Here is a 26,880-nt window from a genome sequence, read left to right on the forward strand (position 1 = left end):
ATATGAAATTTGTCAAGAACGACCAAACAGCTGTTTTCGCCCTCGGAGGGCTAGGCGAAATCGGCAAAAACACATATGGCGTTCAATTCCAGGATGAAATTATTCTAATTGACGCCGGAATAAAGTTTCCGGAAGATGAATTACTTGGCATTGATTATGTCATACCGGATTATTCCTATATCGTAAAAAACGCGGACAAGATTAAAGGTTTGTTTATTACTCATGGTCATGAGGATCATATTGGCGGGATACCTTATTTACTAAAGCAAGTGAATATTCCACTTTATGGAGGCAAATTGGCACTTGGATTAGTAAAGAAGAAATTAGAAGAACACGGTTTACTAAGACAAGCCATTATCCATGAAATTAAAGAGGACGATGTGATCAAGTTCCGGAAAACATCTGTTACTTTCTATCGTACCACTCACAGTATCCCGGATGCATACGGCATTGTGGTTAAAACACCACAGGGCAATATTGTGCATACCGGTGATTTCAAGTTCGATTTTACTCCGGTTGGAGAACCTGCCAATTTAACTAAAATGGCTGAAATTGGTAAAGAAGGTGTTCTATGCCTTCTCTCAGACAGTACAAATAGTGAAATCCCTAATTTCACTATGTCTGAGCGTAAAGTTGGCGAAAGTATACATGATATATTCCGAAAAGTAGAAGGACGCATTATTTTCGCAACCTTTGCTTCGAATATTCATCGCCTGCAGCAAGTTACAGAAGCAGCTGTACAAAACAACAGGAAAGTAGCCGTTTTTGGTCGCAGTATGGAAAATGCCATCGAAATTGGACTTCAACTTGGTTATATTACCGCACCAAAAGAAACATTTATTGATACTCAGCAATTAAATAGATTACCGGCAAACGAAGTAACGATTCTTTGTACTGGTTCACAGGGTGAACCGATGGCTGCCTTATCTAGAATTGCAAACGGTACTCACAGACAAATCCAGATTAATCCTGGTGATACAGTTGTATTCTCATCATCACCAATACCAGGTAATACGGTTAGTGTATCACGCACCATTAATATGTTATTCCGTGCTGGAGCCGATGTCATTCATGGTCCTTTAAGTAATATTCATACATCTGGCCATGGTGGACAGGAAGAACAAAAATTAATGCTCAGATTGATGAAGCCTAAGTTCTTTATGCCAATCCATGGAGAATACCGCATGCAGCGAACACATGTACAAACAGCTGTGGATTGCGGTGTCTTGGAGGAAAATTGCTTTATCATGGACAACGGTGAAGTGCTGGCACTTACTCAGGATAGTGCTACCGTTGCTGGCAAGGTACCTTCCGGCAATGTCTATATTGATGGAAGCGGAATCGGGGACATTGGAAATATCGTCCTTCGCGACCGTCGTATTCTTTCAGAAGAAGGTCTTGTGATAGTTGTTGTCAGCATCAATATGAAAGAGTTCAAAATTGCTGCTGGGCCGGATATCATTTCTCGCGGGTTCGTCTATATGCGTGAATCAGGAGATCTGATTAACGATGCTCAAAACCTAATCACTCAGCATTTAAATAAAATCATGGCACGTAAGACTACACAATGGTCTGAAATTAAAAATCAAGTTACAGACACACTCGGACCTTTCTTATACGAAAGAACCAAAAGACGTCCGATGATTCTGCCTATTATCATGGAAGTATAAAAAGCACAAACGCGAGTACCTTAACAGGTACTCGCGTTTTTCATTTTGTTCGGAATAACATTTTATTGATCAATAGAGTAAATGGAGTCAGAAGCAATAATCCGATTACCAATAAGCATCCTAATGTTAACCATAAGTGGCTCCCATTAAACGAGTCCAATGTAATGAACGGATCAAGTATAAAAGGCAAATGTGAAATACCATATCCGTAGAAAGCAAACAAAAACTGAAGTAATACAAATATAAATGCTAAACCATGTCTTTTATTTCGAATGATTAAGTATAGGGCAGCCATAAAGCTAATTAAAGAAAGCGCAAATAACCACCAAATCTCCAGAGCATTTTGAAAATGACGCAAATTATGTCCCCTTAATGAAATAGTCGCTAAAGCAACTGCAATGATCGTAGGAACACTCCAAAAAAGAGCATAGCCTCGCACAGTCATACTTGCCTCCTTATCATTAGACTTTTCCTTATAATAGAGCAAGAATACGGCGCTTATAAACAATACACTTACAATTGTCAGAAACACGACACTCCAGGAATAAGGACTGAGGAACAATTTTTTTACCAGGAGAAACACTCGTTCTCCTTCTTTTTTTATAAAACCTCCCTCAGATATCGTAAGCCCAATGGATAAAGAGGCAGGAATAAGGATCCCAGTCGAAACATAAACGAACAAAAATGACCAGCTTGTTTTGTTCCCTTTTTTATACAAAAAATGTGCCATAAATCTGATGACTACCAGTAATAAAACGACCAGCCCTGGTAGAACCAATGCTCTGCCAAAATAATTAAATGTATCCGGAAAAAATCCAATTAATCCTGCCACAAAAAATATAAAGAAAATAATCGTAATATGCCAGAGTCGTGGATCATAATGACCTGTCGATTTAGGAATTCCCACCTGCTTACCTTTAAAACGACCATAATATGTAAAAAAACCAACCCCAAACTCAATGGAAGCAATTATGACATATACATAAAGGAAGGACCATAATACCGTTATTGTCAGCAGTTCAAAATTCAAGGTTACGACGCCTCCTTTTTAGTTTTATAAAGTGATTATTACCTATCCATACTATTTACCGGAAAGAGAGAACCGCTCTTCATTCTTCACATGTTTCTTGAATGTCCCACAGAACTATTAATCACCGATTGATTTCCAATCAACGAACCCTCTTTTCGCCTAAAATTCCAATATATATCCAAAATAAATATCACATATGCAAATAATACATAATCCGGTTAAATGTTTACAGTATTTTCAACCAAACTTTTTGGGAAAATAGTAAAAGTGGCTATGAACACACCAGTAACATAACTCAAGGGTCAATATTTAAAATTTGTAGAAATTGATAAAAGCAAGCTTTATTATCTATAACTTTATCATTGTATCAGTTTATGTTGAATAATGATTATGTCTTTTCAAACATTTTACCTTTCACTTGGCAAATCATTCAACTTCCTTTATGGTATATCTATATTATTCTATTATGATAGTAAAAGGCTGCATACATTTTCCTTCAAGATGAAGGTTATAGTATACCAAAAAAATTGTATCTATCATAATTGAATACTTCCGTTTATATCAATAAAGAAGTTGTTAGGAAAGGATTGGTTTAATGGAGAATTCGTTCATAATGGGTTTTAAATTTTCAGATCTCAAGTGGGAAACCTGGCTTTTCGATATTGGAATTTGGGTTCTAAAAATCTTTTTATTTTATTTAATCTATAAAGTAATACGCACGTTTACTTTTAAAATCATTGAAAAGATTTTCTCGCGCATGCAGGCCAAAGAGAATCTTTCTGAGAACCGTACGAAAACATTGGAATCCTTAACGAAAAACGCTTTTGGGTACGTCTTTATATTTATCTTAATAGTCACCATCCTGGAAATGTTAGGAATCAACGTTAGTGCGATTCTAGCCGGTGCCGGAATCGTTGGTTTAGCGGTCGGCTTTGGGGCCCAGGGATTAGTGAGTGATGTAGTAACCGGCTTCTTTATCCTGCTCGAAAAACAGATTGATGTTGGGGATGAAGTGACAATAGGAGTTATTAAAGGCGTTGTAGAAGTAGTCGGACTTAAAACAATCCAAATAAGAGGTTATGACGGAAGCCTCCACTATATTCCCAATCGACAAATTGCCATACTAAGCAATCATTCACGTGGAGCTATGAGAGCTATGGTGGAAATTAAACTTAAAGCAGAAGATAATTTGGAGGAAATCACAAAATCAATTAAAGAAATATGCCATACAATGGCCGAAAAAGATGAAGATATCCTAATGGGACCCGAGATTCTTGGCATCCAGGATATGGGTACAGCTGATTATACAATTCAAATTGTAGCCCGAACAACAAATGGACAGCAATACCATGTTGAACGTCAGCTACGCTCTAGGATTAAAATAGCCATCGATCAAATAAGGCTTCAATACGCTGCTGAAGGAACAGAATAATATAGAGAACCCGGCTGCTATCTCTTTAGCCGGGTTCTCTTTTTATATTGATTTCATTCGAATATAATCTGTTATAACTGATACAGCAAAGGGTAGTGCCTTTTCATCAGGATTTAATTTAGCATGGTGCAATCCATACGATGACTGAACACCAAGCCAGAACATAAAGCCTGGAATCTCCTTAATCATGTATCCAAAGTCCTCACCCGTCATTGCTTCCTTGCAATTGACGAATGTCGTATCCTGCCGCTGATACAGAAATTTCATAAACTCTTCTGTTAGATTAGATTCGTTATATACTTGATAGTAGGAAGAACCAAAATCAACATTAATCTTACAATCAAGAGCCACTTCCATTCCTTTTGCCATTTCCAGTATTCGATTCCGGATCAATAGCATAGAATCCTCAGATAGCGTCCGAATCGTCCCTTCTATCCGCGCATTTTCAGCAATACTATTTTGGACAGTCCCTCCTGTTATTTTCCCAATTGTAACAACAGCCGAATCAAGTGGATTAATATTTCTTGCTACAATAGTCTGAAGCTGAGTAACAAATTGACAGGATGCAATCACCATATCATTCGTCAGATGCGGATAAGCAGCATGTCCACCAACCCCTTTAAAATCTATAAAGATCTCCGAGGTATTAGCAAAGAGTAAACCTGTTTTGGTAGCGATTGTTCCTACCGGATATTCCGGAGCTATATGCAATCCAAAAATCAAATCAGGTCTCCACTTAGAAAACTGCTCAGCAGCAATCATCTCCTCTGCTCCTCCAGGGCCCTCTTCTGCGGGCTGGAACATAAATAATACATGGTCATTGATTGGATTTTCCACTAAATCTGTTAATACACCAAGGGCGATGGTCATATGAAAATCATGGCCGCATGCATGCATATAATCTGCATGCTCGGATTTAAAGGGAAGCTCCGTTTCTTCTCGAATCGGCAAACCATCAATGTCAGCACGGTAGCCTATGGTTTTCTCAGGAGATAGCCCTTTTACTCGAACAAAAATTCCTGTTCTCCATTTTTCCCATTCTATACGATCCTGAGGAAGATTTCTTATGTAATCTATCAAATATTGTTGCGTCTTAAATTCCTTATAACCAGGTTCAGGGATCCTATGCAAATCTCTTCTTATAGAAATTAACTTTTCCAAATTGCAGCTCACCTCATCTCCAATTTAAAAACAGGCGCGGAAATCATCATCTCCACGCCCCTTCCATTTTTATTATAGCTGACGAAGCTCATCCTTAATTTCAATTTTGGATTTAGTCTTTTCATCAATTGTTTTAATTACTTTAGCCGGAACTCCAGCAACTACTGTATGAGCAGGAACATCTTCTACTACAATTGCTCCAGCCGCTACTACAGCTCCCTCTCCTACTCTGACGCCTTCTAAAATAACCGCATTAGCACCAACAAGTACATTATCTTCGATTACAACAGGATTGGCAGATGGAGGCTCTATTACGCCAGCCAACACTGCTCCTGCTCCAATATGGCAATTTTCACCGACAGTTGCACGTCCGCCAAGCACGGCATTCATATCAATCATAGTCTTATCTCCGATGCTTGCACCAATATTAATGGACGCTCCCATCATAATCACCGCATTATTTCCAATATGAACCTGATCACGGATAATCGCCCCCGGCTCAATACGTGCATTAATCCCTTTTAAATCCAGCATTGGAATTGCGGAATTTCGACAATCATTTTCAATAACATAATCTTCTATTTTCGCCTTGTTTTCCTCTAATGTTGGTTGAATATCAGACCATTCTCCAAAAATCACCCCTGTGTTACCGGTAATAAATGTTTTAACCTCAGGATTAAATACCAGCTCACTGATTTCTCCCTTTATGTATACTTTAACCGGCGTTTTTTTCACACTGTTTCCGATAAAGGATATAATTTCATTTGCATCCATCATTTTCATAGTATATTTCTCTCCCCTAAATAATTTTCTATTACTTTATCAAACAAGAGTAGGAAAAACAAGAATAGAGATTTCATTTCTATTCAATTAACATTTCCTCAATCAAACTTACAAAAGCCTTAACCTGTCTTAATTCTAAGGAAGCATCGTAGCTTACAAGCCATGTCTTTCTTTCAACAGACTGCCCCTCCAAATCATACAAGGGATGTTTAAAATACGAGGCTTCACCTTCTCTTAAAGAAATACCGGGCAATATGGCATACCCAATTCCATTCATCACCATTTGTTTACAGGTTTCAATTTGATCCACAAGAATGGTACGTGTCGGTGGAATTCCATAATGGCGGATCCACCAATTTTGAATCTCTCGATAATAGTTCGAATCACTTTTAAACAAGATAAATGGGCGTTCTGTAGTTAACGCATCTGATAATTGGTTAAGCTCGGTATCCACAAGGTATAAGTGATCACTGAACAATAGCTTTTTATAACCATGCCAGTCAGGAACCCCTCTCAATATACCAATATGAGACTCTCCATTATAGATATTTTCGATCATTTCACTGCTCCAGCCTGTCACAAGTGAGATCTTAACATTGGGATATTTGTTAACATATTTCTTTAAAATCATCGGGAGCCAATATTGGCCGACTATAGAAGCACTCGCAATTTTTAATGTACCTTGTACATTATGATTGAGAGCATCTACTTTTTCTCGTGTTTTTTCTTTTAATTTCAGGGATTCCCTGGCATATTGAACGACAATTTCTCCCGCCTCCGTCAACGTCATTCCTTTTGCTGATCTAATAAAAAGCGGTGTTCCCCATTCTCTTTCTATTGATTGAAGACGTTGTGAAAGTGCCGGCTGAGAGACAAACATTCTTTCGGCAGTCTTACGTAAATTCAGTTCAACAGCAAGAGTATCCAATAATTCAAAATCAGTTATAACCATTTGTTCTCCTCACAAACCAATCTCTTCTTAATCAGACATTCATTTTATTTTACCTTTATATTCTGCTGAACTGCAAATATTACAATATAGCAGATTTAATGAGGCTGTTACGATTTCTCTTTTGGCATTTTCAATATCAAGAACAAGCTCAGTATAGCCAGTAGTAAGACAATGAAATACACAATACCCAATGAATGTGTTAATCCACTTTGGATCTGTTCCAATCTTTCCGGCTCTATAGAAGATCGAATCTCAGTGTTAAGCAATTCGTTTACCGAATTTAAATCTATATTTTCATTTTGTGAATAATAAGCGTTTAAACGATTATTCAATATACCTCCCAATAATGCGGCACCGATTGTGTTTCCCAGATTTCTCATGAACATGTTTGCAGCTGTTGCAGCACCTCTTTGTTCCCAATCCACAGTAGATTGGATGGACACGATAAAAGCAGTGCTTGTAAGCCCCATTCCCACACCAAGCAAGAAGGATCCAGAAGCGGCCAAAAACACATATCCATGGGAGGGCAAAAATGTAAAAGCCAGTGCACCCAGTATGATAAAGATTCCACCTGTTATACAAGTAGTACGATACCCTATCTTCAAGATCATATTGCCTGATATAAAGGATGCTATCGGCCACCCTATAGACATGGCAGTAAGAGTAAATCCTGCTATCATTGGGGATTCCTCCATTACTCCCTGTACAAATGTTGGTAAATAGCTTGATACTCCAATTAAAACAATACCGGTTGTAAGAGAGGTTAAATTAGCAAACAATATTGATTGATTCTTCCAGATAGAAAAAGTCATAACGGGCTCTACAGTTCTGTTTTCATGCTTCACAAAGCAAAACACCAAAATTAGCAGGAGTATAATTAACAACGAACTTTTTAAAGAAAGCCAGGAAAATGAAATCCCTCCTTGCACAAATAAAAACATTAAAAGCGACAAAGAAACAGCAAGCATTGCTGAACCCATATAATCTACCTTTTGTTTTTTAACCGTCTTTTGCTCATGGAAGAAAAATAGCAAACCTCCTAAAGAGAGAAATCCTAACGGAATATTAATCCAAAAGATCCAGCTCCATGATATGTACTCGATTAATAATCCGCCAATAGCAGGTCCCAAAATAGCCGATATTCCCCAAACACTTGATAAATAACCCTGAACTTTTGCTCGTTCTTCTTTCGTATATATATCCCCTACAATTGTCATTGCAACGGGCGTAATGGCTCCAGCTCCAAAACCCTGTATTAAACGAAAAAAAATTAAGCTTTGCATGGACCATGCATATCCAGAGCCGAGGGAACCAAGCAGAAACACTGTAATCCCAAATAACAATACTGGTTTTCTGCCAAATAAATCAGATAGCTTCCCATAGATCAATACCGTTACCGTATTCATTAGCAAATAGGCTGAGAAGACCCAACTATACAGGGAGAAGCCTCCCAGATCACCAACGATCTCAGGCATTGCAGTTGAAACGATAGTACCCTCGATGGCACCCATGAATAAAGCCAATAGGATTGAAATTAATACTAAAGGGCGTTTTGTCTTCTTCTTTGCCCTTTTGAAAGACTTTTTTTCTATGCTTGAATCGATTGAATTCATTTTTCCACGCCCCTCCCTATCATTTTAACGAAGTTCCTATCCTGGATAAAGTTAATTTGGAATATTATATCTATTAAAAGTTTTGTTGAGTTATTAGCATGTCTTAGAGTGTTTTATTGATAACATTGTTTAAAGTCACTTTTAAATTTAAGTTATACAACTTTATAAACCATGTAAAAAACGCCTGGATCTTTATCCAGGCGTTTTAAAAAATGTTTATTTTTTAATCCACTCATCATTATCGATTGAGATACTGATATTAATTATATTTAATGATTTTTATTAAACGATTTGTATGCTTCATAACCTGCCTTCTGGTCAATATACCTTCGAAAGCTCCCTCAGTACCTACCACACATACAAATGGATGATCAATGAGAAGTTCCATTGCTTTTTCAATTGAATCACTTTCTTTAAGACATGGAAGATTGGGATCCATCACTTCTGCAACCTTCATCTCTTCCAGTTTTTCAAATTCAATTCGCTCCAAGCCCAATATTGCATCCATTATCTTTGGTGTACTAATTAATCCATGCAGCTTATAATCATGTCCCAGAACTGGTATAGCAGTATATCCGCTTCTAGTAAGAACCAATAATGCATGTTCGAGATTATTTTCCTGCTGTACATGAGCAACACGTTCAGACGAAATCATTAAATCCTTTACAGTCAGTTCGAATCCATCTAATTTTTGCATATCTAACATGGTTAAGAACCCCTTATATAGTTAGTTCCTGGTTATCCACTTTTGGTTTTATTCGGAAGACTTAACTGTTCGATTTGTCAGTAATTATCTTCCCTTCCCCACTTTAAAAATTTAAGTTAGAGATTTTCAGAAGCATAACCTACATGATTAGGAACAAATACCTTCATCATGATAATGGAACATAACCAAATCATCTCAAATTTCCAAATTAGCTATAAATTAACTCAAAAATTTCAATGGCAATCATATCAATATTATCAAATTGATACTTCATAGTTTTTCCTTTATCCTGAAAAATCTCTAATTCGAATGTTTCAGTTTTATCGAAATAAGATACTTGACATTTAACTTGACCTTCAACTTCAAACACACGTTGTGCTGTATCTGATACTTTCCCTTGCTCCTGTAAGTTTTTCAAACGTGATAAAATTCCTTGTAATCGTGACATATCTAATATATGCTCCTTTCATGACTTACCAACAAATAAAATATATTGTCGCTTATGGACTGGCCATTAGTAACAGAATAGAGGAATAGGCATCATTTGTATACCCAAATTCATTATAACGTATTTGATGGTTACACCTTTTATTTCATCTCTTTTTTTAGAGACTTCATCATTTTATCATAAAAACGTTCCAAGAAAAATTCCAGCGCCATATTTTTCACTTTAAAGCAGACTCAATCAAAATAAATTGACAAGATCTCTCTGGTGTTGGCAATTCTTTTTCTCTTTCTAGTTCTTTAATTTGATAAAAGATAGCCCTGCCTGATATCCTACTTAAAATTTGTACTATAGTAAACAAAAAAGTTTCATGTATACTGGTAGATACAAATTAAACAAAAGAAAGGATAGAAAAAAGTGGAACCAGTTCTTTTTTTTACGCAACCAGGCTGTCCGCCATGTGCTTACGCCAAAAATTATTTTGATGAGCACAATATTCCCTATACCTTAAAAGATATTCAGAAGGATGCAAAAGCAAAAAAAATACTTATGACCAAATATGATTCATATTCTACCCCAACGTTTGTCATTGGTGATCAAGTAATCATTGGATTTAACCAGGAACGAATTATGGAATTGTTAAATATTAGAGATTAATACAAAAAAGCTAATCCTCATTCAAGCAGGATTAGCTTTTCCATTCATGCCATCAGTATCTAGAAAGCAATCATCCCAAACCAATGAGACATATGATTAATGAACCCGTAGCTAATATAATCTGTCAATCTGTTTATGAAAGTCGGATTGGATGGCTCCTTATCCACACTCGAATTTTGGGCTATTTCTTGACTGTCATCAAGTGTTTTCGGATCGAAAGCAATTTGGTAATCATTAATTACCCATTTATTATGGTCATACATCAGCCCGATTGCCTCGTAATGCCCTTCATAGCTGACTGGTCCATCTGTATTGCCTGGAAACCATTCATACACATACCATTGATCATTAGCAGAACTATATCCTAGTTTAGTATGTTCACTATATGTAAAAAAAGGAATATAATAAAGGGCTATATCCGTACCATAGGTTTGATAGCCACTACCATCCACACTTTTTTGTACATTCATGTTTATAAAATCCTCAGTGTATTCCTCTGAGAAGGAATTTTTTAATAAATCTCGAATATTGTCCATTGATCTTGGTTTTTCTGAAAGAGATACCTGCAATTGAAATGCGCTATCTAAAAGATTAAATGCATCTTGTTTATCCAGTGTACTTTTAGCATCTACTTTGACAAGAGGAGAAACCGCTAATACAAGCATGGTAATAAACAACGAAGTTAAAACCTTTTTCATTATGATCCTCCTTTTTAAGTACATATCTCAAGGCCTTTATTAGCTTATTCCCCTTTTTACCAGAATAAACACTTTTTACTGAAAAATAATACAAGGATAGTGAAAACTAAAATATCATCTTAAACAGCTAGTCAAATGAACGCACAAAAAACAGTTCAATTAAATCAGCATATTGAACTGCTCTTTAAAGATTTCAATTCTTATTAAAACCATTCATCCATCCTATGCCTAAAACGGAAATTGATTGAGATGAGCACCGCCATCCATTGTAATACAATCACCATTAATATAGTATGCCCGATCAGACAGTAAATACAGGGCTAAATCTGCAATTTCCTCCGGTGTTCCTAATCTTCCAAGCGGAACACTTTCAAGCGTTCTTTGAGCTGCTTCTTCCGATTGAAATAACTTATCTGCTCCCCCAGTTCTTTCAATCGGCCCGGGAGCTATCGCATTTACGCGGATTCCATATTTTTTACCCCATTCCACAGCCAAAGTTCTAGTCATTGTCAGCACACCAGCCTTTGCTGAGGCAGAGTGAATGACATATGGACCTGCATCCCACGCATAGGTAGCGACCATATTGATGATTGATCCTTTAATGCCATTTTCTATCCAATACTTGCCGATGAGGCTGCTGCAGTAAAAAGTACCATTCAAAACAATATCAATGACAGATTTCCAGCCATTCGGTGATAGATCCTCTGCCGGACAAATAAAATTACCTGCTGCGTTATTAATCAAATAATCGATTGTACCAAATCTGTTAACCGTCTCTTCAATGGTTCTTTTAACATCCTCCACATTTCGAACATCCATCTGAACAGCCAGTATATTCTCCTGATTTTCTGCAAATTCTTTAATGGTGTTATCCAGTTTTTCTTTATTCCTTCCGGTAATGACTACTTTAGCCCCCTCATTTGCAAAACGTTGAGCCATAGCCTTTCCCATTCCACTAGAACCACCAGTTACAATCACTACTTTTCCCTTCATATGAGCCCTCCAAATAAAATGAATGATTATTCACTTTTATTATATCACAAAATTCTGTCAATAATATCCAGAAATGCTGAATTAGCAAAATAGATGAAAAATATAGATATAACGGGATTTTTAAATTTTAGCCAATCAAATTAAATGATAAAAGGGCCGCCTAATGGCCGCCCTTAAAAATTTTATATGTTTTACTTATGATTGATTGATTAGTTCATTAAGTTTAGAAAGAGTACTAATCAATGTTTCCTTTTTATTCGTACCTTTGCCATTTACTTTTAAATCATTAAGCATAACAAATACTCTGCCGGGATCTCCTTTTTTATGGAATCCATACATATATACTTTTATCATTCCTATTTTTGCAGGAAGATAGATCATTTCATATGATTTGGCTTTATTCATCTGTAACACCCTCGTCCTCAGAATGAAACATCCCATTCAGTTAACTAAATATATAAATCATTATTTCTATAAATCTAAATACCTATTGTATTTTAATTTTACCTTATTTTAGGTAGTTAATCTATAGACCAAATAGCACATAAATTTTGTAATCAAAAAGTAATACTCATACATCTTAACAATTTTCTTAATGAATGATAGGATTAGACTGACTATTATGAGATAGGAACTTTATAATGAAGAAAATAACCAGAAGATTCTTTTTAAAAAAATCATTTGCCTATATAGCTACTATTCTTTGCTCTCTTATAGGAGGGCGATTTTATATGAAAGATATTGAACCCTCCTGGGTTGATATAACACGTTTTTCCTATTCCCACCCACTTATTCCAGACTCCTTTCAAAATATTAGAATTGTCCAATTCAGTGATACTCATTTGGGTTTCCAATATAATTTGTCAGATTTAGAAAAAACAGTTGAAACCATTCATTCACTTAATCCCGATATTATTTGTTTTACAGGTGACCTGATGGATAATCCGAATGAATATAGAATAACTCCTAAGCTCAATCAATTATTAAGTCAGCTGGAGGCACCTCTTGGTAAATATTGCGTTTTTGGCAATCATGACCATGGCGGTTATGGTACGGAAATTTACAAAGAGACTATGGTTAGTAATGGATTTACCCTGTTAGTAAATGAATCAAACTTTATAACCCTGCAGAATGGCCGTCAAATCGTAATAAGCGGGGTAGATGATGCAATGCTCGGCAAGCCCAACCTGGATGTAAGTATACCGGTACAATCCAGTGATTTATTTACCATTCTTCTATCTCACGCTCCTGATTATGCTGATTATGCCGCCAGTTACCCAGTTCATTTACAATTAAGCGGACATAGTCATGGAGGACAAATTCAGTTTCCTCTTTTGGGTGCGATTGTGACTCCTCCTTTTGCAGAAAAATACAGGGAAGGATCCTATAAAGTTGGCCCTTTATCCTTGTATGTAAATCGTGGTTTAGGTACAACCCGAATTCCATACCGGTTATTTTCACGTCCTGAAATCACGGTCATTGATTTGCAGAAAGGCCAAGAAGGCTTAAAAAAACGATAAAGGCAAACGAGCAGACCCTACATTCTGCCCGTTTGCCTATTTTCTGGCTGTTTTATGCCATGTGTTATTTCTTCTTTTTCAGATACTTCTCTTCAGCTTCAATAGCAGGAATTGGTCTTGAAAAATAAAAACCCTGTGCTTTTTCACATTGTATATCTAACAGAAAATCTACCTGTTTATTACCTGTATAGCTTTTAATGTTACTCTTTAAAGTTGTCATAGTCAGGGCACCTAATAGTTCATTTTTTGAAATAAATTACATTTCTTTCGATTATTTTATAATACATTGTCGAATTTTCATAGAGACGAGCGGTTAATGTCCTATATTTTTCATAAGATGATAGCACAACATACAACAAACTGACGTTCCTGCCAAAGAAAAACTTACATAAAGCAATAACTTGCGGTGTTCCCGGCTCAGCATTAAATCCAAGGCTTCAATTGCAAAAGTTGAGAATGTAGTAAAAGCCCCCAAGCTTCCTATCACAGTAAACATATGCATACCGCTTCCCCGCTCTATTCCTATCCCGGCCGATATACCAATTAAACACGAACCAATTAAATTAATAACAAGAGTAGCTAGAGGAAATGAATGATTATATTTTTTTAACCAGCCAGTCATTACATATCTTAAACATGCTCCGAGAAAACCACCTAATACAATTAATATAATCAACGCGCTTCCCTCTTTATCCAACTAGACATAATAAACCCTAACCATGCCATTAAGAGACCTGCAATCATACTCAGAAAAAAATAAATAAGACTATATAGGGGATAAGTTGCTGCTAGATTGGTTATTTCCAATGCAAAGCTACTCATCGTTGTAAATCCTCCACATAAACCAGTTCCAAAAAATAATTTTAATCTTTCATTTCCCTCATTTTTAAATAGCGAATAGGTGAGATAGGCTAAAACAAAGCTTCCAAAACCATTTATGAATAAGGTGTTAAACGGAATAGGACTGCCAGATGACGGGATCAATAAACTTATCCCGTATCGAGCTAACGCACCCATTGCCCCTCCGCAACCAGTAAGTAGCAGCTTTTGCAAGGTATCACACTCACTTTCATAATTCTTTTACCTTCAATTTCTCAATAGTCTGTTTTGAAAATTAATTCGTTCAAATAAGATATGAAACGTTTTTCCTTTTATCCCATAGCAGAACACGTTATAATCAGTTATATGCTTTTACTTATTATCATGAAATATTCTTAGAAGAAAGGAACATTTATGAATCAAAATAATGGGAATCTTCCTAATCCCGCCTGTTTTACTGCCGATGACCTGGGAGAAGCGATTTATTCTGTGAATAGACATGCAAAAACTGCATCAGACCCTAAATTTCTATACAATCTAAAGAAAAAAACGATTATTAAAATGCTTGAAGAAGGAAAGGCAAAGAAAATAGGCCTTCAATATTCAGACCATCCTCATTTAAGCTTCCAACAATCAGATGTACTGATACAATGCGGAAAGTATACATTCCATATTCCGCCCTCAAAGGACGACTTTCAAACATTAACACATCTTGGTCATTTATCAAAAGAGGTAAGAAACCCCTCTTCACGTCTTTCTTTATCTAAAGCAAAAAAACTATTGATGTCTTATACAGGATGCAAGGAAAATTCAGATAATGATCGCGCTAAAGACTATAAAAAGAAATACCAAAAACCGACTTTTACGCGTCTTGGTGAATCCTATCCATATCAAAATTGGAAAAAGTAAAGCTGCTGAACAAAGGGTTCAGCAGCTTTACTTTTGTAAAAGTTTGTCTAACTGTTTGACCAGTTCAACTATTTCAGGTTTACTAATTTGTGCATCTGCTCCTACCAACTCTCCCTTATGCCTTAAATCGTCCGTAATTAATGATGAAAAAATGATAACAGGCAAATCCGACAAGGTAGGATTTTCTTTAATTCGTTTGGTTAGATGGTGACCATCCATTTGTGGCATTTCTATATCTGTAATTACCAAATGTACATCATTCAGTAAGGTTCCTGCTAGTGCCTTTCCCTCTATAAAGGTTAGCGCTTCCTTGCCATTTTCAAAGAAATCGAGTTGTTCATAACCGGCTTCTTTTAATGTCTGCATCAACAGCTTCCGCAACAGCGGTGAATCCTCAGCAATTAATAAATGCTTATTAGATCGTTCTCTAACTCCTAATTTTTGAATCTGATTAATGGTTATTCCTGATTCCGGATTGATTTCCAAAATAATTTTTTCATAATCAAGCAGTAAAAGCATTTCATTATTCATTTTAATGACACCAGTAATCTGACTATCCAATCCCTGGTACATATCAGATGGTTTTTCTATTTGGTTCCATGAAATCCTATGGATTTGGGTAACGGTATGTACATGAAAAATGACCTTCATTTTATTAAACTCAGTCACTATAAATTTATCTTTTTCAGGAGCTTGGGATGCTGGGAGATTCAGTGCACTGGCAATATCTACTACAGGGAGTATCTCTCCACGAAGTTCAATGATTCCTTCAACATGATGATGTGTTTGTGGAACACCGGTAATCCGTACTGGGTTAATAATTTCTTTAACTTTGATAACATTAATTCCAAATTTATGCTCGCCAATACCAAATTCCACGATTTCCAACTCATTTGTTCCGCTCTCTAGCAGGATTCCTTTTTGTTCATTCATTTTTAACAGCGCCTTTCCATATCTCTTACGATTAATTGCAGTAAGATAAAGCCTTCTTTCTAGTATCGGCTTAAATTAATGTTTTTTTATAAATATTTAAATTTAAATCGATAATCGTGTTTATTTTGTGAAACTTTGCTCAATGATATAGACGCTTTAACAAATGAGGACTATTATACAGATAAAAGCATAACTTAAATCAATATGCTGGAAAGAAGGGGTCCGACTTATGAAAGGTACTGCCATTTTATATGAAGATAACCATGTTATTACTTGTTTAGAGAATATTCAATTTAGCGAAGTTGAAAAATACACACATAACCAAACTGATGAATCTTACGCAACTCCTCAGCTTACTATGTGGCATCCAGAAGAAATCGATTGGGATTACGGATATTAATATAAATAAAGGACCCAGTCCTGTAAACATGACCTAAGCGGCTTTAGTTCTAAATACAATAGAGCTAAGCCGCTATTTATTTTTCATTTCTGTACAGCCTTCGGAATAACCAACCTTTCAGCATAAAGAGAATCATCATTATAACTGTGATGATGATCATAAAAAGAAGAACATACCAAAAACCATTGCGAAAACTTAAACCAGGCATTTCAGAAAAATTCATACCATATAAACCTGCAATAAATGTTAATGGCATGAAAATAGTCGTAATAATCGTCAAGGTCATCATTGTTTCATTCATTTTATTTGAACTGACCGCCATATAACTATCTCTCAGATCTGTTGAGAACTCTTTGTAGCCATCAACCAATTCTTTTAATTTCAATAAATGATCATACACATCATTAAGGTAATGATGATGTTCAGAAAGAGCACTGATTCTCTCAGAATGAATAATCCTGTACATCAAATCATTCATGGGCAAGATAATTCTTCTTAGTCGCGAAATCATCGTTCGAATTTCGTATAACTGACTCATTGGATCATTATTAAGAGAATGCTGCAGGTGATCTTCCAAGACATTTAATTGCTCCTCTATTTGATAGGCCTTTGGAAGATAAGCATCTACTACTGCATCAATAATTTTATGCAGGACATGGATAGAAGTATCCAATTGATCTGTTACTCCCCATACTTTATCTATTTCCTCTATATGATCTTCATGAACGGTTACGATTGCTTTTTCATTTACGTAAATATCAATCTCATTTCTTTCGAAGTTTTCATTTAAGGAATGAATGATAAAAAACATATAGGATTGATAAAAATCCACTTTAGGTCTCTGGTTGATTCGATCAAGACAGTCCTCTATAGTGAGAGGGTGAAAATTAAAATACGTACGGAGTATATTAGCCTCATATTCTTGCGGTGCGAGGATATCAACCCATACCAGGCTATAATCACGCTTCTGTAAGTCCTCCAAAGTCATTTCCTTTATACCATCAGTTTGATCCTTAACAAGTATTCGGTACACTATCTTCCCCCACCTAAGCAAAACGAATTACCCATAGTATTCCAAACCAAGTATGCATCATTCACCCAATCTTGCATACAACCATTTAGAGTAGGATAGTGTACACTTTCCTAAAGCAACCTTATAATAATAAAGATAAGAACTGTAATTAGGAGGTATGACCTGGAATGGAACACTTAATTAATCCTCATGTAAAAGAGATAGAAATATCCGGTATTCGGCAGTTTTATAATATGGTATCTGATATTGATGATGTCCTGTCCTTTACAATAGGATTACCTGACTTCCCAACACCCTTACATATAAAAGATAAAGCAATAAACGCCATTCAAAAAGATTGTACCACCTACACCCACAATGCCGGTTTACTCGATCTCCGGCAAGAAGTATCAAAATTTATGTATAGCCATTATTCACTTAAATATAATCCGGATGATGAAATTTTGATTACTGTAGGAGCAAGTCAGGCGATTGATATTGCCTTCAGGACTATTTTAACACCTGGAGATGAAGTCATTCTGCCTGGCCCTGTTTATCCCGGTTATGAACCATTAATTCACTTAGCAGGGGGAAAAGCAGTCCATGTTGATACAAGAAGCACCTCCTTTAAATTGACTCCACAATTAATCACAGAAAGTCTAACCGAAAAAACAAAATGTATTGTTCTTCCCTATCCGTCCAACCCAACAGGGGTATCATTAACGAGAGAGGAACTGGAGGAAATTGCTGACCTTGTTAGAGGAAAAAATATTTTTATCCTGGCTGATGAAATCTATAGTGAATTAACTTTGGACAGAACTCATACATCGATTGGTTCCATTATAAGAGAGCAAACCATTACTATAAATGGTCTATCAAAGTCACATTCCATGACCGGTTGGAGAATCGGCTTTCTGATGGCACCAAAAGCAATCATTAAACATATGATAAAGGTTCATCAATATAACGTATCCTGTGCCTCCTCTGTCTCACAGATGGCTGCACTCGAGGCTATGAGGAACGGTGAACATGATCCAGCTGCTATGAGAGAGGAATATAAAAACCGTCGTGATTATGTTTTTAATAGACTTGCGGCGATGAATCTCCAGACTGTATTACCGGATGGCGCATTTTACTTTTTCATTAAAATACCAGATGCCTTTAAAAATTCACTCGATTTTGCCCTCAAGCTGGTTCAATTTGAAAAAGTAGCTGTTATACCTGGATCTGCTTTTTCAAAATATGGAGAAGGATATTTCCGATTATCATATGCTGTTTCCATGGAGCAGCTTAAAGAAGGATTAAACAGACTTGAACATTTCCTAATTCAGCAGATAAAATAACAAGAGGCATTTCGTTAAAGGCATGATACCTTTTCGAAATGCTTCTTTTTTTAATGAGACTAAGTTACTGATTGGATGCCTCAGTATAATATTTATACAAGGCTTGTGTTCCACGGTTCTCTTCTCCCATATCCGCCAATTTTTCATACATAGCTTTGGCTAAAGTTAGCCCTGGAAAGTCAAGACCTAACCGTTCGGATTCTTCTAATGCAATTTTTAGGTCTTTTAAGAAATGTTTGATATAAAATCCCGGTTCAAAATCACCTTTTAATATCCTAGGCGCTAAATTGGTTAAGGAAAAACTTCCAGCAGCACCAGTTGAAATGCTTTTCAAAACTGTTTCAGGATCCAGGCCAGATTTTTCGGCATAAACAATCGCTTCACATACACCAATCATATTCGTAGCAATGGCTATCTGATTGCATAGTTTAGTATGTTGGCCCGAGCCAGCATCGCCCTGATGGATAATATTTGTCCCCATTGCTTTAAATACAGGCATCATGCTCTCAAAATCAGATTGATCACCGCCAACCATAATGGCAAGATTAGCATTTTGTGCACCAATATCTCCTCCGGAGACAGGTGCATCAAGGACATGCAATCCTAATTCCTTACCAGCAGCATATAACTTTTGTGCTAAAGACGGAGCTGAAGTGGTCATATCAATTAAATAAGTACCCGGCTTGGCATATTTTAATAAGCCTTCCGCCCCTAGATATATCTCTTCAACGTCAGAAGGATAGCCAACCATCGTAATAATAACATCGGCTTCCTCAGCGATTGCACGAGGGGACTCCTTCCAATCTGCACCTTCCGAAAGCAAAGGCTCACATTTGGACTTTGTTCTGGAATAAACACTGACAGGGTATCCCGCCTTCATTATATTCAATGCCATACTTTTACCCATTACACCAATACCAATAAAACCAATATGTAAATTCATCATAACGCTCCCTCCTATACCTCTATAATAGCAAAAAAAATCAACTGGAAAACCAGTTGATTAAGAAAGGGGGGTCACTAAAAGCATGTTGCTGTTTTGTGTCCACCTTTAATGTACCCCTCCGTTCAAATAAATAAACCTGTATATCTATTTTTATTGAAACTATTTTTGAGCTGTAGCTTTTTTAACCATTTCAACAATCTCTGCTGATGTTTGCATTTGTATAGCTTTTTCAGCCAAGTCTTGCATTTCGGTTCTAGTAAGTGTTTTAATTTGGGAACGTGCACGCAGAACAGATGTTGCGCTCATTGAAAACTCATCCAACCCTAATCCAACAAGCAACGGAATCGCCAGTTCATCCCCAGCCATTTCTCCACACATTCCAGCCCATTTGCCTTCTTTATGTGCAGCTTCAATCACCATTTTTACTAAACGTAAAATAGCTGGATTATATGGTTGGTACAAGTAAGATACACGTTCGTTCATTCTATCTGCAGCCATTGTATATTGAATCAAGTCATTCGTACCAATGCTGAAGAAATCTACTTCCTTAGCAAATTGATCTGCGATTACCGCAGTTGAAGGGATTTCCACCATGATTCCCAATTGAATAGAATCTGATACTTCAATACCTTCTTCAATTAATTTCGCCTTTTCTTCTTCAAGAACCTTTTTGGCGGATCTGAATTCATCTAAAGTGGCAATCATCGGGAACATAATTCTTAAATTCCCATACACACTTGCCCGTAAAAGTGCTCTAAGCTGCGTTCTGAAAATCGGTAGTTCCTCAAGGCATAATCGAATAGCACGGAATCCAAGGAATGGATTCATTTCTTTCGGTAGATCTAGATAAGGAAGCTCCTTATCTCCACCAATATCCAATGTGCGTACCACAACCGGCTTACCTTCCATACCTTCAAGTACAGCTTTATAGGATTCAAACTGTTCTTCTTCTCCAGGAAGATTATCTCTTCCCATATACAAGAACTCTGTTCTATATAAGCCTACAGCCTCAGCACCATTTGCTTTAACACCTTCAAGATCTTTAGGAGTGCCGATGTTCGCTGCTAATTCTATGTGATGGCCATCTGCTGTTACCGTTTTTTCGTTAACAAGCTTAGCCCATTCAAGTTTCTGCTGTGCATAAGCATCAGCAGCTTTTTTGTATTCTTCAATCAATTCAGGTGTCGGATTAATATGTACTTCACCTTTAAGCCCATCAAGTATAATCATATCGCCGTTTTGAATAGTTTCAGTTGCCTGTTTAGTCCCAACAACTGCTGGAATTTCAAGCGAGCGTGCCATAATTGCGGAGTGAGAAGTACGCCCTCCAATATCAGTTGTAAAGCCTTTAACAAATTCTCTGTTTAATTGAGCTGTATCTGAAGGAGTTAAATCCTCGGACACAACAATCACTTCTTCAGCAATCATACTTGGATTTGGTATTTGTACCCCAAGAAGATGACTGATAACCCGTTTTGTTACATCACGAATATCAGCTGCTCTTTCTTTCATATATTCATTATCCATTTGTTCAAACATAGTGATGAACATATCAGCAATTTCGCGCATAGCAAATTCAGAGTTGATTTTTTCAGACTTAACTTTCTCCTGTACAGCACCAAGCAATTCAGGGTCATTCAAAACAAGTATGTGAGCATCAAAAATGGCTGCTTTATCTTCACCTTGTTCTGTTTTGACTTTTTCACGAATTGTTTCCAATTCGGTCTGAGCCTTATTAACCGCCTCTTGAAGACGAGTTAATTCGGTATCCACTTCATTAATCGTGCTTTTTGTTACAGTTAAGTCAGGCTCCATTAAACGATAAGCTTTTGCTATGACAATTCCATTAGATGCCGCTATCCCGTTTAACATCGTTGTCATTACTTAGCCAATCCTTCTTTTGTTAATGTTTCCTCAATGGCATTTAATGCATCTTGTTCGTCATTTCCTTCAGCGATAATTGTAATATCTGAACCACTGCCGATTCCTAAAGACATAACGCCCATAATTGATTTAAGATTAACTTTCTTTTCTTTATATTCGAGGTTGATATCAGAGTTGAATTTACCTGCTGCTTGTACAAGCAATGTTGCTGGACGAGCATGAATTCCTGTTTCTGCAGTTACATGAAAAGTTTTTTGTACCATAAGTAATCGAGCTCCTTTATTAATAATTATTTTGTTTTAGCTATACGAATTCTAGCTGCTTACATCTTATGATTTTACCCAGTTTCAACCGGTCCTATGTATAAAAGGATGAACAGTCGAAATTATGTAGCTTTTCTCACAATATAGAGTAAAACCCTATAAGAGAAATGTACCTGAAAAATTAAAATTGTTCAACTGCTTTTATAAATTAAGAACCATAAATATATCTCACCTGTAAGATTGATTGAAACATAGTCTTTCAATAAATATAAGATTCATTTCTAATATATACCAGAATCCTATATACAATGAATTTATTCAGTAAAGTGTTTGCACACAGATAAGCAATTCTACAACTAAATTTCACATAGCTTGGAGAAATATCTATATATTGTATTTCCTATCGATTTTACAACAAAGGTATTTCTAATGACAAATTTGAAGAACCTTTCTATTCTGTTTTTTATTCATATTTTCAATCTTCATAAATCATTTTCCTTGTCATTCCACCATCAATAACCAGATTCTCTCCATTAATAAAATCGTTCTCTGGATCACTTAGGAATAAACATGCTTTTGCTATATCTATTGGCTTACCTACCCTACCCGAAAAATGCTGGGCGTGATCTATCTCACGTAAACCAGTGTAATCAGTCGTTTGAATCCAGCCAGGGCTAATACTGTTAACTCGAATACCTTTTTTGGCTAATGATGCGCCAAGAGCGTGCGTTAGAGCTAGGATTCCACCTTTGGATGCAGCATAAGCTTCAGAATTCGGTTCAGATTGTATGGCTCGGGTTGATGCTATATTAATGATAGAACCACCCGTTCCAGTCATCAGCTTAGCTCCTTCTCTTGCCAAAATAAATACACTTCGTAAATTGGTATTGATAATGCGATTCCAATTCTCTGTTGTCATTTCAAATAATGGAGTAAATTCACTTATGCCTGCATTATTTACTATAATATTTAACCTACCCCATTCACCTCTAATTATTTCCATTATATGAAGGCAATCATCCTCTTTGCTGAGATCGGCCTCAGCAAATAAAGCAACTTTTCCCATTGCCAATAGTTCAGCTTCAATTTTCTTTCCAGCTTCCACATCTATATCGGTTAAAACAACTTTCGCGCCTTTATTTGCATATTGTATTGCGATTTCTTTACCAATCCCATTTGCAGCACCTGTTACTAACACAACTTGATCCTGAAAATTCATTGTATCCAATCCTCTCTTTTAAATTAAATGGTTAGATTTTGTTATAGGAATCCATATTTTTTAAAATAATGATTATTTTAATAGAATTTATCCTCATTTTTCGCTAAAAACTCAACAAATTTTCAAATTTGCTTTTTTTACAGAAAGAATCTTTAAGCGTACTTTAAAGGTACCCGGGAATATAGAGGTCGCTCCTCATAGGGCAGGATTACGAGTATGGAAGACTTCGAATCATTAGTTAACCAATATAATCCATTAATACATCATATTATGAGAAAGCTTAATATTATTTGTGAAAAGGATGAATTTTACCAAATAGGATTAATTGCACTTTGGGAGGCCAGCCAAAATTTCAACCCTGAAAAAGGACAGTTCCTTTCCTATGCCTATAAGTCCATACAAGGTAAAATGCTTATACAGCTTTGCAAGTCCACTAAAATAAATGGGAGAGAATTAAAAAAATCACCTGAGTATTGGGATTTATTAAAGGTTGAAGAAGATGTTTCCTTCCTTGAATGGTACTTCCCTAAACCTTTTCTAACTTCCTTAACAAACAACCAATATATTTGGTTGGCTGAATACATTCAATTTGGTAAAACCATCACAGATATCGCATACGAATACCATACAACGTATGCAACGGTGAAATCTTGGAAACGGATGGCGCTAAAAAAACTAAAGCATTACCTTGAAATACATCCAGATGTGTTTATCAAATAAGGACAATACTGATTAAAATGTTAACAAACCCAATTACTTTATAATTGGGTTTGTTGATTTCTATTCAGCTTCTAGGCTCCTCTAAATAATGATAGGTCACACCCCCGCCTATATGAGCAGTTCCCCGAAAATGTTTAAAATCTTCCCTTTCTACAAGCACAGATCGAAACGCCATGAAATCCTGCTTTGCAACTTCAAGTTTATCTATTTCTCCATTTTTTAATTGATCAAATATGGATTGGATCTCTTCTTTATTCATTCGTAAAACCTCCTATATATACAAAACATGATACTCTCAAACCCCTACATTAAACAAGTATTCCATAGGAGCGAAAATATAAAGACTATTTATTCTTTTAACATTCCAATTAATCACAATTTATACTATAATTACAATATTATTCTGCATAAGCTAAATAGTAGGGATAATTTCTTTATAAGCGGACTTACGAATCCCGAAATTGCAAGGATATTAGTTTACTAATCAAGATCTGTTGATAACTTTAATAAACTGAAAAGGTGTGAACATGATGAAAAAGGCTGATGTAGGCAATATAATTGAATTCCGCGATGGATTGCGTGGGATTGTAGAAAAAGTAAATGAAAACTCAGTGATTGTTGATTTAACTTTAATGGAGAACTTTCATGATCTTGAATTAGAAGAAAAGACAGTCGTTAACCATAAAAATTATAAAATCATATATGAATAATTCGAGAACGGGGCTACTTGCCTCGTTCTCTTCTTGTCCCATTAATTTGCCTTACTTTAAATTTGTAAAAAACTTAGATATAATAGTGAGAATCGATTCCATCTGGAACCTTTCCACTAAACTTTTTATACTAATGAAGAGCATTACAGAAAGCAGGTTTAGTATCATGATTGTAAAAAACGAAAAAGATTTAGAAGGATTAAAAGCAGTAGGTGCAGTTGTTTCACGTGTCAGGGAAGCAATGAAATTAGCTACCGTTCCCGGTATTACAACACTGGAGCTTGATTTAATCGCAAAGAAAATATTTGAGGAAACCGGAGCTGTTTCTGCACCTAAAAATGAGTATGATTTTCCCGGGTTTACATGTATCAGTGTAAACGAAGAAGTTGCTCATGGAATACCAGGAAAACGTATAATTAACGAAGGCGATATGGTAAATATCGACGTCTCTGCAGTATTAAATGGATATTATGGGGATACAGGAATTTCGTTCCCGGTTGGCACTACAACTAGTGAAAAAGAAAAATTATGCCAATGCGCAGTTGATGCTTTTTATCAGGGAATCAGCAAAGCTAAAGCAGGCTCCAAGAAAAACCAAATTGGTAAAGCTGTCTTCAATACAGCAAAACAAAATGGATTCACTGTCATCAAAAATTTAACCGGCCATGGAATAGGTAGAAGTCTGCATGAAAAACCAGATCATATTTTAAACTATTTTGACCCATGGGATTCAGAGCTTCTTCATGAAGGTACAGTATTGGCCGTTGAACCGTTTATTTCTACAAAAGCAACCATGGTTACAGAAGCCGGTGATGGATGGACATTTATCACGAGTGACAAAAGCTTGGTTGCACAATGTGAACATACTATCATAGTGACAAAGAATGAGCCGATTATATTAACATTATAATGTGCCTACGGCATTGACCTTATAAAGAGAGGGGACTATCCCTTCTCTTTCTTTTTGTCATTTTTATAAATCTTTCTAGAAACAGCATAAATCGTAGCTGACACTTACTTTTTGACAGTTATTAACAGCAAAAAGATTAAACTAATATATCCAAAAATCGGATACAATATAGAGATCAAAGGACCATATTCAATTTGGCCAATTATTAAACTTATGGCAAAAATCCCAACATATAGCGACCAGGAAGGCAGTTCCGTTGCTTTTTTTAGTTGCCTTTCGAGTCCAAAGGCATTTCCAATTAAGGTTGAAAAAATTTCTCCAAAAATAATGAATAAATAGAGCCCATATAAAAAAGGTGCTATTTGTTTCATTACATAGGCAGTAGGAATGTTAATCTGTTCAATTCCTGGTATGGAGGATAAGGAAATATGGCAGCTTACCAAAACAACGGATAAAATAAATCCTCCTAAATTTGCACCTTTTCGAATAATATCTTCATCCTTTATTTCGGCAGCCAATGGAACCAAAACAGCCTGTGTCAAAGCAAGGTTAAATGCCGTATAGGAGAAGGGCGATAAGACCATCTTCCAGCTTACTTCATCAGGAATGGTTAGCAGATTTTGAACAGGATTCATATGGAATAATGAAGCAAACATCAGGATTAAATTAAACATAATCATTGCAGGTACCACAAAGGTGTTAATAGATAATAAACCTTTAGTCCCCCAGCTCATGACAACAATTGATAGAAATGTAGTAAAAAGCATGCCCCCTATTTTAGAAAATCCCAATTGCTCTTCAAATAGACCGCCAACTCCTGACATCATAACACCTGTAACCCCAAACAACATGCCCATAGAGATGATATTAACAAAAAAGGATATACGTTTACCAAATAACCAATCATTAAATTCCATATAATTTTTAATATTTCTATGTAATGCTACAATCATTATTTTTCTGCCAATCCGAATAAAAATAAATCCCGAAAGAAGAATCCCTAATAGGCCATAAAGTCCATATTGGGTAAAAAATTCATATATTTCCTTTCCAGTTGCAAAACCCGCTCCAATAACCGTTCCAACATAAACAGCTGCAACTTGAAAAATATTTACATATTGACGATTCACCCTTGTCCCTCCCCGCTTACTA

General features: G+C 36.1%; 31 protein-coding genes. 10 read left to right on the top strand and 21 right to left on the bottom strand.

What is annotated here, in order from left to right; all coding sequences use genetic code 11:
• Window positions 1–2: 2 nt before the first annotated feature.
• Window positions 3–1,670 carry a ribonuclease J1 gene (gene rnjA, locus AC4BHP_RS08460; RefSeq protein WP_066100868.1) on the top strand — a complete coding sequence of 556 codons (1,668 nt, stop codon included), beginning with the start codon at window positions 3–5 and terminating at the stop codon, window positions 1,668–1,670.
• Between the two features lie 40 nt (window positions 1,671–1,710).
• On the opposite strand, the gene AC4BHP_RS08465 is transcribed toward rnjA, so the two are convergent.
• Entirely contained in the window at window positions 1,711–2,700 is a 990-nt protein-coding gene (locus tag AC4BHP_RS08465; protein ID WP_066100870.1) for a cytochrome d ubiquinol oxidase subunit II, read from the bottom strand.
• Between the two features lie 613 nt (window positions 2,701–3,313).
• Between AC4BHP_RS08465 and AC4BHP_RS08470 the strand changes: the two genes are divergently transcribed.
• Window positions 3,314–4,132 carry a mechanosensitive ion channel family protein gene (locus AC4BHP_RS08470; protein WP_066100873.1) on the top strand — a complete coding sequence of 273 codons (819 nt, stop codon included), beginning with the start codon at window positions 3,314–3,316 and terminating at the stop codon, window positions 4,130–4,132.
• A gap of 42 nt (window positions 4,133–4,174) precedes the next feature.
• Here the strand turns inward: AC4BHP_RS08470 and AC4BHP_RS08475 are convergent, their stop codons facing one another.
• The 6 genes from AC4BHP_RS08475 to AC4BHP_RS08500 form a co-directional block, all read right to left on the bottom strand.
• Window positions 4,175–5,293: an N-acetyldiaminopimelate deacetylase gene (locus AC4BHP_RS08475; RefSeq protein ID WP_066100876.1), complete on the bottom strand. Its 1,119-nt coding sequence runs from the start codon at window positions 5,291–5,293 to the stop codon at window positions 4,175–4,177.
• A 72-nt stretch (window positions 5,294–5,365) separates the two neighbouring features.
• Window positions 5,366–6,076 (bottom strand): 2,3,4,5-tetrahydropyridine-2,6-dicarboxylate N-acetyltransferase, encoded by a 711-nt coding sequence (gene dapD, locus AC4BHP_RS08480; RefSeq protein ID WP_066100880.1) that lies wholly within the window; start codon window positions 6,074–6,076, stop codon window positions 5,366–5,368.
• Window positions 6,077–6,155: 79 nt separating this feature from the next.
• A complete protein-coding gene (gene ccpC / locus AC4BHP_RS08485; protein ID WP_066100883.1) occupies window positions 6,156–7,028 on the bottom strand; it encodes a transcriptional regulator CcpC in 873 nt (290 codons plus the stop codon).
• A 107-nt stretch (window positions 7,029–7,135) separates the two neighbouring features.
• Window positions 7,136–8,641, bottom strand: coding sequence for an MDR family MFS transporter (locus AC4BHP_RS08490; RefSeq protein WP_490551857.1), 1,506 nt, complete (start codon window positions 8,639–8,641; stop codon window positions 7,136–7,138).
• A 259-nt stretch (window positions 8,642–8,900) separates the two neighbouring features.
• Window positions 8,901–9,347 (bottom strand): cyclic-di-AMP-binding protein CbpB, encoded by a 447-nt coding sequence (gene cbpB / locus AC4BHP_RS08495; RefSeq protein WP_066100889.1) that lies wholly within the window; start codon window positions 9,345–9,347, stop codon window positions 8,901–8,903.
• Window positions 9,348–9,555: 208 nt separating this feature from the next.
• On the bottom strand, window positions 9,556–9,795 hold the full coding sequence (locus AC4BHP_RS08500; protein WP_066100892.1) for a YkuJ family protein: 240 nt from the start codon (window positions 9,793–9,795) through the stop codon (window positions 9,556–9,558).
• A gap of 414 nt (window positions 9,796–10,209) precedes the next feature.
• On the opposite strand from AC4BHP_RS08500, the gene AC4BHP_RS08505 reads away from it, so the two are divergent.
• Window positions 10,210–10,449, top strand: coding sequence for a glutaredoxin family protein (locus tag AC4BHP_RS08505; protein ID WP_066100896.1), 240 nt, complete (start codon window positions 10,210–10,212; stop codon window positions 10,447–10,449).
• A gap of 59 nt (window positions 10,450–10,508) precedes the next feature.
• Here AC4BHP_RS08505 and AC4BHP_RS08510 read toward each other — a convergent pair whose 3' ends face one another.
• The 3 genes from AC4BHP_RS08510 to AC4BHP_RS08520 all read right to left on the bottom strand — a co-directional run bounded on the left by AC4BHP_RS08510 (window position 10,509) and on the right by AC4BHP_RS08520 (window position 12,545).
• A complete protein-coding gene (locus AC4BHP_RS08510) occupies window positions 10,509–11,147 on the bottom strand; it encodes a DUF3993 domain-containing protein (RefSeq protein WP_180349914.1) in 639 nt (212 codons plus the stop codon).
• Between the two features lie 228 nt (window positions 11,148–11,375).
• On the bottom strand, window positions 11,376–12,140 hold the full coding sequence (fadH, locus tag AC4BHP_RS08515) for a 2,4-dienoyl-CoA reductase (protein WP_066100902.1): 765 nt from the start codon (window positions 12,138–12,140) through the stop codon (window positions 11,376–11,378).
• Window positions 12,141–12,335: 195 nt separating this feature from the next.
• Window positions 12,336–12,545, bottom strand: a complete 210-nt coding sequence (locus AC4BHP_RS08520) for a hypothetical protein (RefSeq protein ID WP_066100906.1) — start codon at window positions 12,543–12,545, stop codon at window positions 12,336–12,338.
• A 326-nt stretch (window positions 12,546–12,871) separates the two neighbouring features.
• Here AC4BHP_RS08520 and AC4BHP_RS08525 point away from each other — a divergent pair, with 326 nt between their 5' ends.
• On the top strand, window positions 12,872–13,660 hold the full coding sequence (locus AC4BHP_RS08525) for a metallophosphoesterase (protein WP_306821535.1): 789 nt from the start codon (window positions 12,872–12,874) through the stop codon (window positions 13,658–13,660).
• A gap of 64 nt (window positions 13,661–13,724) precedes the next feature.
• Here AC4BHP_RS08525 and AC4BHP_RS08530 read toward each other — a convergent pair whose 3' ends face one another.
• From AC4BHP_RS08530 to AC4BHP_RS08540, 3 genes are all read right to left on the bottom strand, one after another.
• Entirely contained in the window at window positions 13,725–13,880 is a 156-nt protein-coding gene (locus tag AC4BHP_RS08530; protein WP_175354217.1) for a hypothetical protein, read from the bottom strand.
• A 93-nt stretch (window positions 13,881–13,973) separates the two neighbouring features.
• Window positions 13,974–14,336, bottom strand: a complete 363-nt coding sequence (locus AC4BHP_RS08535) for a fluoride efflux transporter FluC (protein ID WP_077247944.1) — start codon at window positions 14,334–14,336, stop codon at window positions 13,974–13,976.
• On the bottom strand, window positions 14,333–14,713 hold the full coding sequence (locus AC4BHP_RS08540; protein WP_140461227.1) for a fluoride efflux transporter FluC: 381 nt from the start codon (window positions 14,711–14,713) through the stop codon (window positions 14,333–14,335). Before AC4BHP_RS08540 ends, AC4BHP_RS08535 begins: the two co-directional genes overlap by 4 nt.
• A 180-nt stretch (window positions 14,714–14,893) precedes the next feature.
• Between AC4BHP_RS08540 and AC4BHP_RS08545 the strand changes: the two genes are divergently transcribed.
• Entirely contained in the window at window positions 14,894–15,388 is a 495-nt protein-coding gene (locus AC4BHP_RS08545; RefSeq protein ID WP_066100915.1) for a YkyB family protein, read from the top strand.
• A gap of 27 nt (window positions 15,389–15,415) precedes the next feature.
• On the opposite strand, the gene AC4BHP_RS08550 is transcribed toward AC4BHP_RS08545, so the two are convergent.
• Entirely contained in the window at window positions 15,416–16,321 is a 906-nt protein-coding gene (locus AC4BHP_RS08550; RefSeq protein WP_066100918.1) for a chemotaxis protein, read from the bottom strand.
• A 229-nt stretch (window positions 16,322–16,550) separates the two neighbouring features.
• On the opposite strand from AC4BHP_RS08550, the gene AC4BHP_RS08555 reads away from it, so the two are divergent.
• The gene (locus AC4BHP_RS08555; RefSeq protein ID WP_175354218.1) at window positions 16,551–16,721 is read left to right on the top strand and encodes a hypothetical protein; all 171 of its coding nucleotides are present in this window, start codon (window positions 16,551–16,553) and stop codon (window positions 16,719–16,721) included.
• Between the two features lie 76 nt (window positions 16,722–16,797).
• Here the strand turns inward: AC4BHP_RS08555 and corA are convergent, their stop codons facing one another.
• On the bottom strand, window positions 16,798–17,754 hold the full coding sequence (gene corA, locus AC4BHP_RS08560) for a magnesium/cobalt transporter CorA (RefSeq protein ID WP_077247945.1): 957 nt from the start codon (window positions 17,752–17,754) through the stop codon (window positions 16,798–16,800).
• Between the two features lie 167 nt (window positions 17,755–17,921).
• Here corA and AC4BHP_RS08565 point away from each other — a divergent pair, with 167 nt between their 5' ends.
• Window positions 17,922–19,076 (top strand): aminotransferase A, encoded by a 1,155-nt coding sequence (locus AC4BHP_RS08565; protein ID WP_066100921.1) that lies wholly within the window; start codon window positions 17,922–17,924, stop codon window positions 19,074–19,076.
• 64 nt (window positions 19,077–19,140) lie between these two features.
• Here AC4BHP_RS08565 and AC4BHP_RS08570 read toward each other — a convergent pair whose 3' ends face one another.
• The 4 genes from AC4BHP_RS08570 to AC4BHP_RS08585 form a co-directional block, all read right to left on the bottom strand.
• Window positions 19,141–20,022, bottom strand: coding sequence for an NAD(P)-dependent oxidoreductase (locus tag AC4BHP_RS08570; protein WP_066100924.1), 882 nt, complete (start codon window positions 20,020–20,022; stop codon window positions 19,141–19,143).
• Between the two features lie 159 nt (window positions 20,023–20,181).
• Entirely contained in the window at window positions 20,182–21,903 is a 1,722-nt protein-coding gene (gene ptsP, locus AC4BHP_RS08575; RefSeq protein WP_066100929.1) for a phosphoenolpyruvate--protein phosphotransferase, read from the bottom strand.
• Window positions 21,903–22,169: a phosphocarrier protein HPr gene (locus AC4BHP_RS08580; RefSeq protein WP_066100932.1), complete on the bottom strand. Its 267-nt coding sequence runs from the start codon at window positions 22,167–22,169 to the stop codon at window positions 21,903–21,905. The genes ptsP and AC4BHP_RS08580 overlap by 1 nt, the downstream gene beginning before the upstream one ends.
• Before the next feature lie 475 nt (window positions 22,170–22,644).
• Window positions 22,645–23,388, bottom strand: a complete 744-nt coding sequence (locus AC4BHP_RS08585) for an SDR family oxidoreductase (protein WP_066100935.1) — start codon at window positions 23,386–23,388, stop codon at window positions 22,645–22,647.
• Between the two features lie 216 nt (window positions 23,389–23,604).
• Between AC4BHP_RS08585 and AC4BHP_RS08590 the strand changes: the two genes are divergently transcribed.
• A complete protein-coding gene (locus AC4BHP_RS08590; protein ID WP_066100938.1) occupies window positions 23,605–24,108 on the top strand; it encodes a sigma-70 family RNA polymerase sigma factor in 504 nt (167 codons plus the stop codon).
• A 64-nt stretch (window positions 24,109–24,172) separates the two neighbouring features.
• Here AC4BHP_RS08590 and ykzS read toward each other — a convergent pair whose 3' ends face one another.
• A complete protein-coding gene (ykzS, locus tag AC4BHP_RS08595; protein WP_066100941.1) occupies window positions 24,173–24,367 on the bottom strand; it encodes a protein YkzS in 195 nt (64 codons plus the stop codon).
• A 271-nt stretch (window positions 24,368–24,638) separates the two neighbouring features.
• Here ykzS and AC4BHP_RS08600 point away from each other — a divergent pair, with 271 nt between their 5' ends.
• Both AC4BHP_RS08600 and map read left to right on the top strand, forming a co-directional pair.
• A complete protein-coding gene (locus AC4BHP_RS08600) occupies window positions 24,639–24,818 on the top strand; it encodes a YkvS family protein (protein WP_066100944.1) in 180 nt (59 codons plus the stop codon).
• Window positions 24,819–24,984: 166 nt separating this feature from the next.
• Window positions 24,985–25,728 carry a type I methionyl aminopeptidase gene (gene map, locus AC4BHP_RS08605; protein WP_066100948.1) on the top strand — a complete coding sequence of 248 codons (744 nt, stop codon included), beginning with the start codon at window positions 24,985–24,987 and terminating at the stop codon, window positions 25,726–25,728.
• A 104-nt stretch (window positions 25,729–25,832) separates the two neighbouring features.
• Here the strand turns inward: map and AC4BHP_RS08610 are convergent, their stop codons facing one another.
• Entirely contained in the window at window positions 25,833–26,858 is a 1,026-nt protein-coding gene (locus AC4BHP_RS08610) for a YkvI family membrane protein (protein ID WP_066100949.1), read from the bottom strand.
• Between the last annotated feature and the right edge of the window lie 22 nt (window positions 26,859–26,880).

It is taken from the genome of Pradoshia sp. Z4_20 (assembly GCF_058216035.1).

Coding starts and splice junctions, on each gene's coding strand:
- rnjA (WP_066100868.1), top strand. CDS start 3: ATGAAATTTGTCAAGAACGACCAAACAGCTGTTTTCGCCCTCGGAGGG.
- AC4BHP_RS08470 (WP_066100873.1), top strand. CDS start 3,314: ATGGGTTTTAAATTTTCAGATCTCAAGTGGGAAACCTGGCTTTTCGAT.
- dapD (WP_066100880.1), bottom strand. CDS start 6,076: ATGAAAATGATGGATGCAAATGAAATTATATCCTTTATCGGAAACAGT.
- ccpC (WP_066100883.1), bottom strand. CDS start 7,028: ATGGTTATAACTGATTTTGAATTATTGGATACTCTTGCTGTTGAACTG.
- AC4BHP_RS08490 (WP_490551857.1), bottom strand. CDS start 8,641: ATGAATTCAATCGATTCAAGCATAGAAAAAAAGTCTTTCAAAAGGGCA.
- cbpB (WP_066100889.1), bottom strand. CDS start 9,347: ATGTTAGATATGCAAAAATTAGATGGATTCGAACTGACTGTAAAGGAT.
- AC4BHP_RS08500 (WP_066100892.1), bottom strand. CDS start 9,795: ATGTCACGATTACAAGGAATTTTATCACGTTTGAAAAACTTACAGGAG.
- AC4BHP_RS08510 (WP_180349914.1), bottom strand. CDS start 11,147: ATGAAAAAGGTTTTAACTTCGTTGTTTATTACCATGCTTGTATTAGCG.
- fadH (WP_066100902.1), bottom strand. CDS start 12,140: ATGAAGGGAAAAGTAGTGATTGTAACTGGTGGTTCTAGTGGAATGGGA.
- AC4BHP_RS08520 (WP_066100906.1), bottom strand. CDS start 12,545: ATGAATAAAGCCAAATCATATGAAATGATCTATCTTCCTGCAAAAATA.
- AC4BHP_RS08525 (WP_306821535.1), top strand. CDS start 12,872: ATGAAAGATATTGAACCCTCCTGGGTTGATATAACACGTTTTTCCTAT.
- AC4BHP_RS08530 (WP_175354217.1), bottom strand. CDS start 13,880: ATGACAACTTTAAAGAGTAACATTAAAAGCTATACAGGTAATAAACAG.
- AC4BHP_RS08545 (WP_066100915.1), top strand. CDS start 14,894: ATGAATCAAAATAATGGGAATCTTCCTAATCCCGCCTGTTTTACTGCC.
- AC4BHP_RS08550 (WP_066100918.1), bottom strand. CDS start 16,321: ATGAATGAACAAAAAGGAATCCTGCTAGAGAGCGGAACAAATGAGTTG.
- AC4BHP_RS08555 (WP_175354218.1), top strand. CDS start 16,551: ATGAAAGGTACTGCCATTTTATATGAAGATAACCATGTTATTACTTGT.
- AC4BHP_RS08565 (WP_066100921.1), top strand. CDS start 17,922: ATGGAACACTTAATTAATCCTCATGTAAAAGAGATAGAAATATCCGGT.
- AC4BHP_RS08570 (WP_066100924.1), bottom strand. CDS start 20,022: ATGATGAATTTACATATTGGTTTTATTGGTATTGGTGTAATGGGTAAA.
- ptsP (WP_066100929.1), bottom strand. CDS start 21,903: ATGACAACGATGTTAAACGGGATAGCGGCATCTAATGGAATTGTCATA.
- AC4BHP_RS08580 (WP_066100932.1), bottom strand. CDS start 22,169: ATGGTACAAAAAACTTTTCATGTAACTGCAGAAACAGGAATTCATGCT.
- AC4BHP_RS08585 (WP_066100935.1), bottom strand. CDS start 23,388: ATGAATTTTCAGGATCAAGTTGTGTTAGTAACAGGTGCTGCAAATGGG.
- AC4BHP_RS08590 (WP_066100938.1), top strand. CDS start 23,605: ATGGAAGACTTCGAATCATTAGTTAACCAATATAATCCATTAATACAT.
- ykzS (WP_066100941.1), bottom strand. CDS start 24,367: ATGAATAAAGAAGAGATCCAATCCATATTTGATCAATTAAAAAATGGA.
- AC4BHP_RS08600 (WP_066100944.1), top strand. CDS start 24,639: ATGAAAAAGGCTGATGTAGGCAATATAATTGAATTCCGCGATGGATTG.
- map (WP_066100948.1), top strand. CDS start 24,985: ATGATTGTAAAAAACGAAAAAGATTTAGAAGGATTAAAAGCAGTAGGT.